The organism is Uliginosibacterium paludis, assembly GCF_039631355.1.
GTDB classification, from domain to species: Bacteria; Pseudomonadota; Gammaproteobacteria; order Burkholderiales; family Rhodocyclaceae; genus Uliginosibacterium; species Uliginosibacterium paludis.
The window spans coordinates 1-15,067 of sequence record NZ_JBDIVF010000011.1; the positions used below are offsets into that span (position 1 = coordinate 1).

At 66.5% G+C, this 15,067-nt stretch carries 14 protein-coding genes; 6 read left to right on the forward strand and 8 right to left on the reverse strand.

Going from position 1 to position 15,067, the window contains the following annotated elements; genetic code table 11:
* The first annotated feature begins 80 nt into the window (after window positions 1–80).
* Window positions 81–974: a LysR family transcriptional regulator gene (locus ABDB87_RS17905; RefSeq protein WP_345929611.1), complete on the forward strand. Its 894-nt coding sequence runs from the start codon at window positions 81–83 to the stop codon at window positions 972–974.
* 118 nt (window positions 975–1,092) lie between these two features.
* Window positions 1,093–2,364: an O-acetylhomoserine aminocarboxypropyltransferase/cysteine synthase family protein gene (locus tag ABDB87_RS17910; RefSeq protein ID WP_345929613.1), complete on the forward strand. Its 1,272-nt coding sequence runs from the start codon at window positions 1,093–1,095 to the stop codon at window positions 2,362–2,364.
* Window positions 2,365–2,550: 186 nt separating this feature from the next.
* Here the strand turns inward: ABDB87_RS17910 and ABDB87_RS17915 are convergent, their stop codons facing one another.
* Together ABDB87_RS17915 and ABDB87_RS17920 are read right to left on the reverse strand one after the other, a co-directional pair.
* Window positions 2,551–3,072 (reverse strand): hypothetical protein, encoded by a 522-nt coding sequence (locus ABDB87_RS17915; protein ID WP_345929615.1) that lies wholly within the window; start codon window positions 3,070–3,072, stop codon window positions 2,551–2,553.
* Window positions 3,073–3,441: 369 nt separating this feature from the next.
* On the reverse strand, window positions 3,442–4,590 hold the full coding sequence (locus tag ABDB87_RS17920; protein ID WP_345929617.1) for a PQQ-dependent sugar dehydrogenase: 1,149 nt from the start codon (window positions 4,588–4,590) through the stop codon (window positions 3,442–3,444).
* A 175-nt stretch (window positions 4,591–4,765) separates the two neighbouring features.
* Here ABDB87_RS17920 and ilvA point away from each other — a divergent pair, with 175 nt between their 5' ends.
* From ilvA to ABDB87_RS17935, 3 genes are all read left to right on the forward strand, one after another.
* Window positions 4,766–6,289, forward strand: a complete 1,524-nt coding sequence (gene ilvA, locus ABDB87_RS17925) for a threonine ammonia-lyase, biosynthetic (RefSeq protein WP_345929619.1) — start codon at window positions 4,766–4,768, stop codon at window positions 6,287–6,289.
* Between the two features lie 841 nt (window positions 6,290–7,130).
* The gene (locus ABDB87_RS17930; protein WP_345929621.1) at window positions 7,131–8,126 is read left to right on the forward strand and encodes a hypothetical protein; all 996 of its coding nucleotides are present in this window, start codon (window positions 7,131–7,133) and stop codon (window positions 8,124–8,126) included.
* A 112-nt stretch (window positions 8,127–8,238) separates the two neighbouring features.
* A complete protein-coding gene (locus ABDB87_RS17935) occupies window positions 8,239–8,826 on the forward strand; it encodes a LysE family translocator (RefSeq protein ID WP_345929623.1) in 588 nt (195 codons plus the stop codon).
* A 504-nt stretch (window positions 8,827–9,330) separates the two neighbouring features.
* On the opposite strand, the gene ABDB87_RS17940 is transcribed toward ABDB87_RS17935, so the two are convergent.
* Together ABDB87_RS17940 and tyrS are read right to left on the reverse strand one after the other, a co-directional pair.
* The gene (locus ABDB87_RS17940; protein ID WP_345929625.1) at window positions 9,331–10,158 is read right to left on the reverse strand and encodes an AraC family transcriptional regulator; all 828 of its coding nucleotides are present in this window, start codon (window positions 10,156–10,158) and stop codon (window positions 9,331–9,333) included.
* Window positions 10,159–10,177: 19 nt separating this feature from the next.
* Window positions 10,178–11,452, reverse strand: a complete 1,275-nt coding sequence (gene tyrS, locus ABDB87_RS17945; RefSeq protein ID WP_345929627.1) for a tyrosine--tRNA ligase — start codon at window positions 11,450–11,452, stop codon at window positions 10,178–10,180.
* A 185-nt stretch (window positions 11,453–11,637) separates the two neighbouring features.
* Here tyrS and ABDB87_RS17950 point away from each other — a divergent pair, with 185 nt between their 5' ends.
* Window positions 11,638–12,036, forward strand: coding sequence for a hypothetical protein (locus tag ABDB87_RS17950; RefSeq protein WP_345929629.1), 399 nt, complete (start codon window positions 11,638–11,640; stop codon window positions 12,034–12,036).
* An 8-nt stretch (window positions 12,037–12,044) separates the two neighbouring features.
* Here ABDB87_RS17950 and ABDB87_RS17955 read toward each other — a convergent pair whose 3' ends face one another.
* From ABDB87_RS17955 to ABDB87_RS17970, 4 genes are all read right to left on the reverse strand, one after another.
* A complete protein-coding gene (locus ABDB87_RS17955) occupies window positions 12,045–12,383 on the reverse strand; it encodes a zinc ribbon domain-containing protein YjdM (RefSeq protein ID WP_345929631.1) in 339 nt (112 codons plus the stop codon).
* A gap of 52 nt (window positions 12,384–12,435) precedes the next feature.
* Window positions 12,436–13,014 carry a DUF4337 domain-containing protein gene (locus tag ABDB87_RS17960; RefSeq protein WP_345929633.1) on the reverse strand — a complete coding sequence of 193 codons (579 nt, stop codon included), beginning with the start codon at window positions 13,012–13,014 and terminating at the stop codon, window positions 12,436–12,438.
* A 211-nt stretch (window positions 13,015–13,225) separates the two neighbouring features.
* The gene (locus ABDB87_RS17965; protein WP_345929635.1) at window positions 13,226–14,440 is read right to left on the reverse strand and encodes an exo-beta-N-acetylmuramidase NamZ family protein; all 1,215 of its coding nucleotides are present in this window, start codon (window positions 14,438–14,440) and stop codon (window positions 13,226–13,228) included.
* Window positions 14,437–14,982, reverse strand: a complete 546-nt coding sequence (locus tag ABDB87_RS17970; protein WP_345929637.1) for a DOMON-like domain-containing protein — start codon at window positions 14,980–14,982, stop codon at window positions 14,437–14,439. Before ABDB87_RS17970 ends, ABDB87_RS17965 begins: the two co-directional genes overlap by 4 nt.
* Window positions 14,983–15,067 lie beyond the last annotated feature (85 nt).

The window sequence follows — 15,067 nt, forward strand, 5'->3', positions numbered from 1 at the left end:
CTCCCGACTCCCGACTCCCGACTCCCGACTCCCGACTCCCGACTCCCGACTCCCGACTCCCGACTCCCGACTCCCGAAAAATGAAAGCCCTGCAAGACCTGGACATCTTCCTGCGCACGGTCGAGTCCGGCAGCCTGTCTGCCGCCGCCCGCGCGCTGGACATCACGCCCGCGGCCGCCAGCGCGGCGCTCAAGCGCCTGGAAGCCGAGCTGGCTGCGCCGCTCTTCGTGCGCTCCACGCGCAGCATGCGGCTCACCGGTGAAGGCGAGACCTTTCTCGCCCATTGCCGCATTGCGCTGGATGCGCTGCGCGAAGGGCAGGCCGCGCTCTCGGGGCGCAGCGAGATTGCCGGCACCCTGCAGATCACCGCGCCCTCGGATCTGGGCCGCAATGTGCTGCTCGAATGGCTGGCGGAATTTGCGGCGCGGCATCCGGCGATCCGCTACCGCCTGCATCTCGGTGACCGCATGGCAGACTTCTACCGCCAGCCGGTGGACATCGCGATCCGTTATGGCGAGCCGCAGGATTCCGCCCTGATCGCACTGCCGCTGGCCCCGGAGAACCGCCGCGTGCTGGTGGCTTCGCCCGCCTGGCTGGCGGCGCATTCCGCGCCCGCATCGCCGCGGGAACTGGCAGGGCATGACTGCCTGTGCTTCATGACCGGCGAAGACGTGCATGACCGCTGGAAGTTCCGTCAGGCGGCCGAGCGCCTGACCGTGCGGGTGCGCGCGGCACTGGTCGCCAATGACGGCGACGTGGTGCGGCGCTGGGCGCTCGCCGGGCTGGGCATCGCCTACAAGTCACGGCTGGATGTGCTGCCCGATCTGGCGGCGGGCCGGCTTGTTGCGCTGTGTGAGGACTGGGAGGGCGAAGCCACGCCGCTCTACCTCACCTGCGCGGATCGTCGCCAGCTCACCCCGGCGGTGAAGCTGCTGCGCGAATTCCTTTTGCATAAACTTGCGCAGCCGGCCTGAGCCGGCGGCTTGTTCATGTTGTATTCCGTGCTGTATTAACTAATCGGATTTCCGTCTTTTGCCGCGTCGCGCAGCGGCGTCAGAATGAACGGTTTTCCAGCCTGAGGAGGATTATTCGATGCGTTTCGACACCCTGGCCATCCACGCCGGTTACAGCCCCGACCCCACCACCAAGGCGGTGGCGGTGCCGATCTACCAGACCACCAGCTACGCGTTTGACGATACCCAGCACGGAGCCGATCTCTTCGACCTGAAGGTGAAGGGCAACATCTACACCCGCATCATGAATCCGACCACCGATGTGCTGGAGCAGCGCGTGGCGGCACTCGAAGGCGGCATCGGCGCGCTGGCACTGGCGTCCGGTCAAGCCGCGATCACCTACGCGATCCTCACCATCGCCGAAGCGGGTGACAACATCATCGCCACCGGCACCCTCTATGGCGGCACCTACAACCTCTTCGCCCACACCCTGCCGCAATATGGCATCCAGGTGAAATTCGTCGACGCGAACGACCCCGCATCGGCCGCTGCGCTGATCGATGAACGTACCAAGGCGATCTATTGCGAATCCATCGGCAACCCGCTGGGCAATGTTGTCGACTTCGCCGCCTTCGCACAGGTAGCGCATGCCGGCGGCATTCCGCTGATCGTGGACAACACCGTACCCTCGCCCTATCTCACCCGGCCGATCGAGCACGGTGCCGACATCGTCGTGCATTCGCTCACCAAATACATGGGCGGCCATGGCACCAGCATCGGCGGCATCATCGTCGATTCAGGCAAGTTCCCCTGGGCCGAACACAAGGCCCGTTTCCGTCGGCTCAACGAGCCCGAAGTGAGCTATCACGGCGTGGTGTATACCGAAGCGCTCGGGCCGGCCGCCTTCATCGGCCGCGCGCGCACCGTGCCCCTGCGCAACATGGGCGCCGCGATCTCGCCCTTCAACAGCTTCCTGATCCTGCAGGGGCTCGAAACGCTCGCCCTGCGCATGGACCGCCATGTGGAAAACGCCACCAAGGTGGCCGAATTCCTGCGCACGCATCCGAAGGCTGCCTGGGTGAATTACGCCGGCCTCGCCGACCACCCCTCGAAGCCGCTGGTCGACAAGTACTTCGGTGGCAAGGCCTCCGGCCTGCTCACCTTTGGCGTGAAGGGCGGGCGGGAAGCCGGCGCACGCTTCCAGGACGCGCTGAAGCTCGTGACCCGACTGGTGAATATTGGCGACGCCAAGTCGTTGGCCTGCCACCCGGCCTCCACCACCCACCGCCAGCTCTCCGACGAGGAGCTGAAGAAGGCCGGTGTATCGGATGACATGGTCCGCCTCTCCATCGGCATCGAACATGTCGATGACATCATCGCGGACCTGGAGCAGGCACTGGCGGCAGTCTGATCGCGACATCAGGTGTCGGGAATGAGGGCTGAGCGAAGTCGCGGCGCTTCGCTCGGCACTTTTTCCGCGCCCGAGGCTCGTTGGGCGCCGTGAGCAGCGCGAAGCGCGCCGCATGCGTAAGAGCACGCAGAGGGGACACTGCGCGTCCCGCCCGATGAAGCGGGTCTGATCCTGCTCACGCAGTGCTTAAGGGCGGCGCTTCCAGCCTGCCATTGAGCAGAGGTAGTCGGCGATTCGTGACGGAGCGCTATTGGTATCTTCTGCCCACTCTTCGTCTCGATCATCGTCGTCGCCAGCGAGACGTTCCAACTCGATGCTGCCGTATCCCTGGAGGCAGTCGTCTTTTTCGAGCTCGACTTTGTAAAGCTCAGCGTGGGCTGGACGCTTCTCTACCGAGGTGACGCTTCTCCCTGCAGAATCAGTGTCACCAGAAATGGCTGCAATTCCATAGGCACCACCGGCGAAGGCGCTTCCTTTCGAGTGTCCGGTTGTATTGGTAATGGTCAGGTCCGACTGAGCAACGAAATTCCAGCGGGTAATGGCTTCAATGCTTTTGCGGCCAATCTCAATCCCGCTGTTCTTGATGTCCACGCTGTAGATCTCTGTGGAAGCAATAGGTCGCCAGCCTGGAGCAGTGGTAATCGTTTCGGGTGTTGTTGCGCAGGCCGATAAGCCGGCCAGAATGAACATCAGGAAAACGGATTTCATGTTCGTGCAGACGCGAGTGAAAACGATATTTTCCGTCTGATGCAAACATCAAGTGGTTGCAGCTTGTGTCCTGCCAAGGGTTCAGCGCATTTTCTACGGCACGCGAAGGGTGGATCATCCTGCGCACCCAGCACGTAGGGCGCATTGAGCGCAGCGAACTGCGCCGCATGCGTGAAAGCATGCAGCAGGGTGTTTCTCTGCGGAGCTTTTTGGCAGGGATTGCAGGCTGGCTTGCGATGCATGGGGTGCTACGGCGCGCTTCGCTTCGCTCAGGGCGCCCTGCAGCACGCGAAGGGTGGATCATCCTGTGCACCCAGCACCCAGCACCCAGCACCCAGCACCCAGCACCCAGCACCCAGCACTTAAAATTTAGCGCATTGTCATGCGCAGGATGCGGCCTTCGGATTCGTCGGTGAGCAGGTAGAGCCAGCCGTCCGGGCCCACGCGGATGTCGCGCACACGGTCGCCCACCGGGATGCGTTCGCTGCCGCTCACCCGGCCTTCGCGCAGCACGAGGCGATGCACGGCTTCGTCCTTGAGCGCTGTCACGAAGAGGTTGCCACGCCAGGCCGGCGCCTTGTCGCTGTCGTAGAAGGCGAGGTTGCCCGGGGCGATCGAGGGATCCCAGTAGCATACCGGCTGGGCCATGCCGGGCTTCTCGCTGCCTTCGCCGATCTTGAGCCCGGTGTAGTGGCGGCCATAGCTGATGACTGGCCAGCCATAGTTGCTGCCTGCGACCAGCAGGTTGATCTCGTCGCCGCCCATGGCACCATGCTCGGCGAGCCAGATGCGCTTGCTGCCGGGCTCGAGCGTCATGCCCTGCGGATTGCGGTGGCCCAGCGTCCAGATTTCCGGCAGCCAGCCCTTGCGGCCGGCGAAGGGGTTGTCGGCCGGAATGCTGCCGTCGGGCTGGATGCGCACGACCTTGCCGAGCGACTGCTGCGGATCCTGCGCCGGGTCGAATTTCTGCCGCTCGCCGAGCGAGATGTAGAGCATGCCGTCGGCGCCGAATACCAGCCGGCTGCCGAAGTGGCCATTGCCGCCGACCTTGGGCGTCTGGCGGTAGATCACGCGAAGCTCGCTCAGCGCGAGCCGGCCCGTGTCGAGTCTGGCGCGGGCCACGGCGGTGCCGCTGCCACCGCTGCCGGATTCGGCGTAGCTCAGGTAGATTGTCCGGTTGCTGGCGAAAGCCGGGTCGAGCAGCACGTCGAGCAGGCCGCCCTGGCCACGCGCCGAGACCTCCGGCAAGCCCTCGACGGGCTCGGAGAGTTTGCCGTCCGGGCTCACGATGCGCAGGCGGCCCTCGCGCTCGGTCACCAGCATGCGGCCGTCAGGCAGGAAGGCCAGCCCCCAGGGATTGGCCAGTCCGCTGGCCACTGTCGTGATCTGTACGCGTCCGGCCGGCTCGGCCGCCACGGCGTTGCAGGCGCTGGCCGCAGACGGGGTCTGGGCGTGCGCCGCGAGGGGAAAGAGGCTGGCCAGGCCGAGGCACAGGGCCAGCAGGTCGGAACGAGGCATGGTGACTCCTGCAAGAATCCGGTTCGGTTCCGGGGCCGGGGCCCCGCTTGATGCGGGTTGTTCGCATCGAATCCAGCAGATTACGGCAGCTTGCGCCGGAACTGTTGAGTCGCCGTGCGCGGTCTGGCGGACTGTGCGGCGATAATGAGCGTCCGAACCCCTGCAGGACCGTCTGATGAGTCAGGAAAGCAGTGCCACCGACTACCTTGTGCGCATTCTCGATGCGCGTGTCTATGAAGCGGCCATCGAGACGCCGCTGGACGCCATGCCCGCGCTGTCGCGCCGCATCGGTCATCAGGTCTGGCTCAAGCGCGAAGACATGCAGCCGGTGTTCTCCTTCAAGCTGCGCGGGGCCTACAACAAGATGGCGCGGCTCACGCCCGGGCAGCGCGCCCGCGGCGTGATCTGCGCTTCGGCCGGCAACCACGCCCAGGGCGTGGCGATGTCGGCCCAGAAACTGGGCTGCCGCGCCGTGGTCGTGATGCCGCTCGCCACGCCATCGATCAAGGTCGATGCGGTGCGCGCGCGTGGCGGCGAGGTCGTGCTGGCGGGTGACAGCTTCGATGACGCCTACGCCCGCGCCCGCGAGCTGGAAGCCCAGCAGGGGCTTACCTTCGTCCATCCCTTCGATGATCCGGATGTCATAGCCGGGCAGGGCACCATCGGTGTCGAGATCCTGCGCCAGCATGCCGGGCAGCTCGATGCGGTGTTCTGCACCGTGGGCGGCGGTGGCCTGCTGGCGGGCGTGTCGGCCTACATCAAGCGCATCCGGCCCGGTACGCGCCTGATCGGTGTGGAGGCGGTCGATTCGGATGCGATGGCGCAGTCGCTCGCGCGTGGCGAACGGGTGGCCTTGCCGCAGGTGGGTCTGTTTGCCGACGGTGCGGCAGTCAAGCGGGTGGGTGAGGAGTGCTTCCGGCTGTGCCGCGAATATGTCGATGAAATCATCCTGGTCAACAACGATGCGATCTGCGCGGCGATCAAGGATGTGTTCGAAGACACCCGCTCGATTCTGGAACCGGCCGGTGCGCTTGCGCTGGCCGGCGCGAAAGCCTGGCTCGCGCGCCAGAAGGGGCCGCGCAGTGTCGTCGCCGTGGCCAGCGGCGCCAACATGAACTTCGACCGGCTGCGCTTCGTGGCCGAGCGCGCCGAGGTGGGCGAGCAGCGCGAAGCCGTGCTCGCCGTCTCCATCCCGGAGCAGCCGGGCAGCTTCAAGGCTTTCTGCAGCCTGCTGGGCGGGCGCACCATCACCGAGTTCAATTACCGGCTCAACGAAGGCAATCTCGCCCATGTTTTCGTCGGGCTCGCGATTTCACAGCGCAGCGAAACCCAGGCGCTGATCGCCCAGCTCGCCGAGGCCGGCCTGCCGGCGCTGGATCTGAGCGACGATGAAATGGCCAAGTGCCACACCCGCTACATGGTGGGCGGCCGGGCGCCTTACGCGGCCAATGAGCGCGTCTATCGTTTCAGCTTCCCGGAGCGGCCCGACGCGCTGCTGCGCTTTCTCGAACACTTGCGCTCGGACTGGAACATCAGCCTCTTCCACTATCGCAATCACGGCGCCGATTTCGGCCGCGCCCTGGTCGGCATGCAGGTGCCGCCGGAGGACGTCACCGCCTTCGAAGCCTTCCTCGCCCGGGTTGGCTACGAATGCGTCGAAGAAACCGCCAACCCGGCGTATCGCCTGTTTTTGCGTTAGGGGGCGTGGGGAGTAGGGAGTCGGGAGTAGGGAGTCGTTGTGGCGGCTTGGCGGCGGAGTGGATCGACTGTCGGGGGCCTCTCGCACACATTGCAGCGCAGGGTGCCGTGAGCAGAGCGAACCGCGCCGCATGGGGGCCTTGGGCATGGGTGTGCTCATGCCGCGTCGTGTCGTGTCGCCAGAAAAGTCGGGCGCTCTGGATTGGGAAGTGAGAGTACGGCGCGCTTCGCTGCACTCAGGGCGCCCTACTGGGGGCGAGGGGCAGGCCATCGCGCGGAGGTGGTCTTTCGTGTCGTAGGGCGCCGTGAGCAGAGCGAACCGCGCCGCATGGGGGCCTTGCGGCATGGGTGTGCTCATGCCGTGTCTTGTCGTGTCGCGAGAGAAGTCGGGCGGTCCGGGTTTTGAAGGGAGCGTACGGCGCGCTTCGCTGCGCTCAGGGCGCCCTACTGGGGGCGAGGGGCAGGCCATCGCGCGGAGGTGGTCTTTCCTGTCGTAGGGCGCCGTGAGCAAAGCGAACCGCGCCGCATGGGTGGCCTTGGGCATGGGTGTGCTCATGCCGTGTCTTGTCGTGTCGCCAGAAAAGTCGGGCGCTCTGGATTGGGAAGTGAGAGTACGGCGCGCTTCGCTGCGCTCAGGGCGCCCTACGGAGCGCGACGGGGGCACCATCGCGCAGCCCCGGTTCTCCGCAGCCAAGGTGCATCATTCTCCGCACTCCGCACTCCGCACTCCGCACTTCCGCACTCCGCACTCGGAACTCAGAACTCGGAACTCGGAACGCAAGACCCGCGAGCGCGCGTTCGCCGGCGCATAATGCCGGCCTCATGGCGAAGGGATGACGGGAATGCGCAGGTGGCTGGTACTGGTGGCGGGGCTTGGTGTCATGGGCGGGTGTGGCAGGACGGATGCCGGGCCTGACACGGCGCCCGGTCCCGTCGAGCCAACGCCCGCAGCCACCGTCAGCACGCCGCCCGCGCCGGCACGGGCCAGTGGCGAGGGCACGGCGGAGGCGCTGATGCAGCTCGCCTTTCCCGGCTGGTCGAAGAGTCGGCCCAGTGTGGTGCGGATGAAGCCGGTGAGCAGGGAGGCCGAGGAGCAGGACGCGGCGCCCTGGGTGAAGGTGACGCCTGCTCTGCGCATTCCACTGGCCGAAGACCGCATCGTGCTGCTGGTGGCAGGGCGGCCGAGCACGGATGAGGGCGTCGACCAGGCCGGCCACGCCAGCCCGGCGAATCTGGGGGCCTACTGGTTCAGGCGTGAGGCGGGCGGCTGGCGTCTGGCGGCTTCGCAAGCGAGTTTCGTGTGGACAGGTTTCTTCGGCGAACCCGGTGAGTTGCATCCGGTGAAGCTCTCATCCCGCCGCCAGGGCGTGGCGGTGAGCAATGGCAGCTGCTGGCAAGGCCAGTGCGGCGAGTGGCTGAGCGTCTTTGAAATCGGTGACGGCCGGGTCACGCCCTTGCTGGGCGGCCAGGACGCCCCGCAGATTGTCTCTGACGTGAGTGGCGCCACCGAAGCCTGCAGTGCGCTGCTGGCGGCGGGCCCCGGTTCGCATCGGGTCGAGGCGGACGCCTATTCCGATGCCTACGGCTGCTTCACGGTGAAGGGCGAGTGGTTGGTGCGGCCCGGCGATGACGCGCCCGGCGAGCTGGAAATCCGCTTCAGCGGGCACCAGGCCTCCGCCGCCTCGCAGGCTCCGGCCGAGACATCGGCACCTGCGCCGCAGGGCGATGGCGCGATGCGGGACGTGAGCGTCAGCCCGGTCAGCGAAACCGTGGTCTACCGTTTCCGCAACGGCCGCTACGAATTGGCCAGCGGCCGCAATCCCGCGCCGTCCTTCTGACGCGTGATCGCCGCTTGCCGGCCCGGCGCCGGCCGCACAGGGTGATTTTCTTCAATACCCGCCCGACATGAAGCCTCAGGCTCGTGGCCTGTCATTCACCACGAGGTGCTTCATGTCGTCCTTGCTTCCAATGTTCCTGTTCGCGTTGGCCGCATCCCTTTCGCCCGGTCCGGTCAATCTGGTCGGGCTGGGCACCGGTGCGCAACGCGGCCTGCGTGCCGGCTTGCTGCATGTGTCCGGCGCGACCTGTGGTTTCGCGCTGCTGCTGGTGCTGTGCGGCTTCGGCCTGCGTGAGTTGCTGGCCGTCGCACCGTGGCTCCTCGGTGGCATCCGTGTGGCAGGCACGCTCTGGTTCGCCTGGATGGCGGGAAAGCTCTGGCTGGATGCCGGGCGCCTGAGTGCGGCGGGGGCGGGCGAGGGTTCGCTGTTCTGGCAGGGCGCGCTGATGCAGTGGCTCAATCCGAAGGCCTGGATCGCCTCGGCCGCCGGCATGGGGGCTTTTGCCGCCGAGGGGGGCAGCGGGCGGATCGGCCTCTTCGCGCTGATCTATTTCGTCGTGTGTTATGCGTCGCTGGCCTGCTGGGTGCTGGCGGGATGGCGCCTGCGCGGCTGGGTGGAAGCACCACCGCGCGTCCGCCTGCTCAACCGCGTGCTGGCCGTGATGCTTTTGTCATGCGCGCCCGCGATGTGGCTCACCTGAGCAGCTGGGTATATTGCAAACGGATGCCGGTGTGCAGGACACAATCCCGCAGGGCGCCGTGAGCAGAGCCGGCTGTGGAGATGTCGGGCGGGGGCTTGGGTGGGCGGGCCAGGCTTTTTTGGGGCCGTTTCGTCGCGTCTGGCGGTGCTGCTGCGGCGCGCTTCGCTCGGGGCCGCTACGGCGCGCTTCGCTTCGCTCAGGGCGCCCTGCCTGTCGGGCCAGAGGCGCTTCCTGCCACGCTGCGCCCGAATTTCGTAGGGCGCCGTGAGCGAAGCGAACCGCGCCGCACGTGGTGAGTCGGCGTGGCAATTTCCGTACGACCGGGGCAGCCGTCTCGGGCATGAGCGCGGGCGTGTCGTGCCGGATTTCTTTGGCGCGTTTCGCTTTGCTCGGGGCAGCTACGGCGCGCTTCGCTTCGCTCAGGGCGCCCTACGGCAAGCCAAGGGCGGATCATCCTGCGCACCCGGCGCCCGGCGCCCGGCGCCCGGCGCCCGGCACCCGGTTTCAAACCCTGCAATACTCGCCCGGCGTGGCAGCGACGTGGCGTTTGAAGGCGCGCTGGAAGTGGGCCTGGTCGGCAAAGCCGGCATCGGTGGCCACCCGGGCCAGCGGCTCGCCGCGGCGCAGGCGTGCACGGCAATGCTGGATGCGGCAGTTGGTGAGGTATTCGTGCGGCGTCATTGCGTAACGGGCCTTGAACGCGCGGATCAGGTAAGAGGCCGAAAGCCCCGCCTCCCGGCAGATCACGGCAAGCCTCAGGTTCTCATGGCAGCTTGCGCGGATGAACTCGGCGGCGCGAGCGAGGCGCGGATCCGTCTGAATGCCGTCGTCATGAGTGGCGAGCGGTGCACGCGCGACGAGCCGGCTGAAGTACGCATGCAGGCGTGCGTCCTTCTCGAGCAGCGCGATATCGTCCGAGATCAGCGCGGCATGCAGCTGGCGAAGCGCCTGGTAGTGCTGCGGATCGGTGCCGAGGTGTTCGGCCAGTGGCCGGAAGCCGCCGCCTTGAGCGCTGCCGTGTTCGTCCTGCAGGGCGCCGAGCCAGCTGCAGTCGATATATAGCATCAGGTAGGACCAGGTGCCGGCGAGCGGGCTGCAGGCGTGTACCTCGCCCGGGTTCATCAGCACGACTGCGCCGGTGTCTGCACGTTCGCGATGCGCGCCGTTCAGATAGTTGCAGCAGCCACCGGTGATGGCGCCGATCGAGAAGGTGTCGTGGGCGTGGCGGTCGTAGCAGACGCTGCGACCGTCCGACACCTCGCGGGCTTCGATGAAGGGCAGGGCTGCATCCCGCCAGAAGCGCTGCCGGACGGGTGTGGCGGGCGCTGTCATGGTGTGCGGCCCTGCGGGCTTACGCCCAGCGGATCATCGCGTAGAGCTTCTTGCCCCGGCGCAGCAGGGTGAAGCGGCTGAAGAGGCGTTCGGCATCACTGAAAGCGTGGTCCAGTGCTTCGGCCTTGTTGCCGTTGATGGCCACCGAGCCGCTCTGGATGAAGCTGCGGGCTTCGGTCTTGGACTTCGCGAGGTTTGAAGCGACCAGGGCGTCGATCAGGCTGCCGACTTCGCGGGAGAGCTCGATGCCGGGCAGGCCGTCCTGCGCCAGCTGTTCGAGGTCGGCTTCGGTCAGCGAGGCCAGATCGCCCGAGAACAGTGAGGCGCTGATGCGCTGCGCGGCTTCGAGCGCGGCCTTGCCGTGCACGAGTTCGGTGGCGTTTTCAGCCAGGATGCGCTGGCCCTGCGGCTTGCCGGAGGCCTCCTTGTCGGCGGCTTCGATCGCGTCGATTTCTTCCACCGAGAGGAAGGTGAAGTAGCGCATGAACTTGTACACGTCGGCGTCCGCCGTGTTCAGCCAGAACTGGTAGAAGGCGTAGGGCGAGGTCTTCTTCGGGTCCAGCCACACGGCGCCGGATTCGGTCTTGCCGAACTTGGTGCCGTCGGATTTCGTGACCAGCGGCAGCGTCAGGCCGTACACCTGCTTCTGGTGAATGCGGCGGGTGAGGTCGGTGCCGGCAGTGATGTTGCCCCATTGATCCGAGCCGCCGATCTGCATCACGCAGCCGTGGCGGCGGTAGAGCTCGGCGAAGTCGAAGCCCTGCAGCAGGCTGTACGAGAATTCGGTGTAGGAGATGCCCTGGTCATCGCGGTTGATGCGCTGCTGAACCGACTCCTTCTTGATCATGGCATTTACCGAGAAGTGCTTGCCGATGTCGCGCAGGAATTCGAGCGCGCCCATGCCGCCGAACCAGTCGTAGTTGTTGGCCATGATCGCGGCGTTTTCGCCCTCGAAACTGAGGAAGGGCGAGACCTGACCGCGGATCTTGTCCACCCAGCCGGCGATCACGTCGGGCGTGTTCAGCTTGCGCTCGGTGGCCTTGAAGGAGGGGTCGCCGATCATGCCGGTGGCGCCGCCGACCAGTGCGATCGGCTTGTGGCCGGCCTGCTGGAAGCGCTTGAGCACCAGCACCGGCACCAGATGGCCCAGGTGCAGCGAGTCGGCCGTCGGGTCGAAGCCGCAATACAGCGTGACTTGCCCCTGCATGAGCATTTCATCGAGTGCTTCTGCATCGGTGGTCTGGGCAATCAGGCCACGGGCTTGCAGGTCCTTGAGCAGGGGGGACTGGTACATCACGCTTCTCCGGGAAAAGGCGCCATGGTCGCGGGCGCCGGGCTTCAGAACCGCACATTTTAGCCTGTTCGCCCTGCCGCAGGCGCGCCCGGCGGCTTACGGCTGGACAATCCGGGCTGGCCGGACGACCATCGCAGTCATGACACGGCCTGCAATCAGGTGGCCGGCGCGGGGGAGGGTAAGGAATGTTCAGAAGCTTTCTGGCAGCACTGGCGCTGGTCTCGCTCGCGGCCTGCGGGCAGGATGCCAGGCGCATCGACGAGGCCGAGCGGGCGGTGCCGGACTTTCATCTGGCCCTGATCGATGGCGATTTTGCCGGGATCTATCAGCGCGCTGCGCCCGAACTGCAGCAGCAGGAAACGGCGGAGGCCTTCGTGGCCCGCCTGCAGACGCAGCGCAAGGCGCTGGGCAGCATCCGCGGCACCGAGCGCAGCAGCGCGAAGGTGGAAGGCGAGCGGGTCACGCTGAGCTACAACACCTTCTATGAAGCGCAGCAGGCGAGCGAGGAATTCGTGATCCTCGCGCCGGCCGGCCAGCCGCCCCGGCTGGCCGGCTACCGCCTGCTCTCGCCGAAGCTGGACTGAAGCCCCGCTCAGACCTTTTTCAGGAAGCAGGCCTTGAGCATGAACTTGCCTTCGTCGAGCTTGCAATCCACTTCGTGATCGCCATCGCCGACCAGGCGGATGCTTTTCACCTTGCTGCCCTGCTTCAGCGTGATCGAGGAGCCTTTCACCTTCAGGTCCTTGATCAGCACCACCGAGTCGCCGTCGGCCAGCACGGTGCCGTTCGCGTCGCGCACGATGCGGCTGTCTTCTTCGGTGCTGGCGGCGACTTGCGGAAACTCATGGCCGCAATCCGCGCAGACATAGTTTTCGCCGTCCGGATAGGTGTTTTCCATCGAGCAGACGGGGCAGGCGGGAATGGCGGACATGGCAGGCTTTCTGATGAAACGGGAAGGGGGCGGAGTCTACCCCTTCAGGCGCTCAGAAGTGCATCAGCGCGGCAATGCCCAGCGCGAGCCCGCCGGCAGACACCAGCCAGACGCCCGTCTGAAGCCATTTGCGCCGCGTCAGCAGGGCAATGGCCGCCAGCGCGATGGCGACCTGCAGCAGCGTGGTGGCCCGGGCCCAGCGGTGGTGAACATGCATCACCGCTTCCGAGCGCTCATCCCACTCGTGCGATTCGGCTTCGAGCGCTTCCGCTTTCTGCTGGATCTCGGCCTTTTCGGTCTTGTAGCGCTCCACATCCTTGCGGTAGGCCTCGGCCTTGCTGTCGGTGGTCAGCGTCGCGCCCAGCTCCGCGAGGTTCTGCTTGCTGCTCTTGGCCTGGTAGAAATTCCACTGGTTCGAGGCCTCGGTCTTCTTGATCGCGGCGTTGTTCTTGAACAGCATCGCGTCAGCCTGCGTGGCGCCGCCCTGATAGGCAAACAGGGCGCCGAGCGTGGCGAGAATGGCCGTGGTGACGGCGATGCGGCCGGCAAAGCGGTCGCTGCCGCCATGCTGGCTGGCGTGTTCGATTTCATGGTCGTGCGGGCCGTGCACATGGAATCCGTGTCCGGACATTTTTTCTCCTGGGAGTGGTGGGCTGAAAGCTTGTTTACGATCTCGTCAAATGCAGCACGGGCGCCCGTTCATGCTTCGACAGGCTCAGCAGGAACGGGGTTTGAAGCCTCACGCGATCCACCCTGAGCTTGTCGAAGCCTGTCCTGAGCTTGGTCGAAGGGGGTGAATCAATGACAACGAACAGATCCTGAACATCCAAGGGTGTCGGGGTTCAGCGATAGAGCAGGAAGGGCTCGCGCTCGGCGCGCCAGCCCGCTTCATCCGGCAGCGTGAGCGCCTCCAGATCGGCCGGCGTGGCGGCCGGATCGTCCACCCACTCACGCAAGAGCGGCGAGCCGTTGATGAGGTCGATGGCGAGGCGGTCGTGCTCGTACTCGTAGGCGAAGTCGCGCCACAGCGGGTAGTCCGGGTAGAGCGCGCGGATCGCCTTGAAAGCCAGCGCCTGCAGCCGCCAGGGGCGGAAGGCGGCGTGATCGTAGTGCGCCGTTTCGACATGAATCTGCACGCCGGCGCAGAGCTTGCCGACATGCTTGTGGAAGGTGGGCTCGAACCAGATCTCGCGCAGCACGCAACCGGCAAGCCACGCCGGGGCGAGTTCTCGCATCTTCGCGATCACGGCGCGAGCATCGAGGTCCGGTGCGCCGAAAAGCTCCAGCGGGCGCGTGGTGCCACGGCCTTCGGAGAGCGTGGCACCTTCCAGCATCACGGTGCCGGCATAGGCGCGCGCCATCGAGAGGTTGGCGGCGTTCGGGCTGGGGTTGATCCAGGCGCGCTCTTCCGGCCAGCCGTAGCCGGGCGCGGCTTCCGGTTGCCAGCCCTGCATCGTGATGACCTTGTATTCCAGCTGCAGGCCGAGCGTGGCGATGAACCAGTGGCCCAGCTCGCCCATGGTGAGGCCGTGGCGCATCGGCATGAGGCCGGCGCCGACGAAGCTCTCCCAGCCTTCGCGCAAGCGCAAGCCTTCCACCGGGCGGCCGGCCGGGTTGGGGCGGTCCAGCACCCACACCGCCTTGCCCAGCTTCGCGGCGGCTTCAAGCACGTAACGCAGCGTCGTGATGAAGGTGTAGATGCGGCAGCCCAGATCCTGCAGGTCGACGAGCAGCACGTCGAATGTCGCCATCATGGCGTCGGTGGGGCGGCGCACTTCGCCGTAGAGGCTGAAGACCGGGATGCCCAGCTGCGGGTCGAGGTAGTCCGGCGACTCGACCATGTTGTCCTGCTTGTCGCCACGCAGGCCGTGCTGCGGGCCGAAGGCGGCGGAAAGATTGATGCCCGGGCAGGCGGCGAGCGCGTCGAGTGCGTGTTCCAGCGTGCGGGTGACGGAGGCCGGATGGGCGAGCAGCGCCACGCGGCGCCCGGCAAGCGGGGCGCGCAGGGCGGGTTCGGTGAGCAGGCGGTCGAGGCCGAAGAGCACGGGCGAGGTCATGGTGCGGAAGCGTCCAGATCGAGTTCGAGGATGAAGGCGTCGCGGCGATGAAAGTCCGGCCGCTCGGCAGTGTGGCGCAGCGCGCGGTAGTCGAGCGTGCCGTCAGCATGCTCCAGCACCGCGCTGAGGCCCAGCGCCAGCACGGTGCTGTCCGGCAGCAGCGCGCGGGGCAGCTCGACCTGTACTTCAAGCGCATCCGCCGCTTGCATGCAGCGGATCAGCGGAGCACTGGCGGGCTGCCAGTCGAGCCGCTCGCGGTAGCCGCTGAAGGCGTAGGCCGCCCAGTGGCCGGAGGGTGCGAAGTTGAATTCGCGGTAGGCCGTGCCGCCCGGCGCGGCCGCGAAAAACTCGAAGCAGGTGTGCTGCCAGAGCCCGTCAGTGAAGCTCGGGGCCTCGGCCGCAGGTGGCAGCCGCAACAGACCCGGCCCGCACGCCGCCCGGAAACACAGCTGCAGCGAGGTACTGCCGGACGCAAGCGACACCGTGAGCCCGATCTCGGTCGGCGGACGGGTTGCAGGATGGCTGGACAGGGCGTGTGGCATGGCGAAGCGTTCCGGAGCGAGGCGCTACTTTACCGGAGCGGCCCGGCAGCGAGTGAGCTGCCTTCGATCGGCGACGAATGAAAAC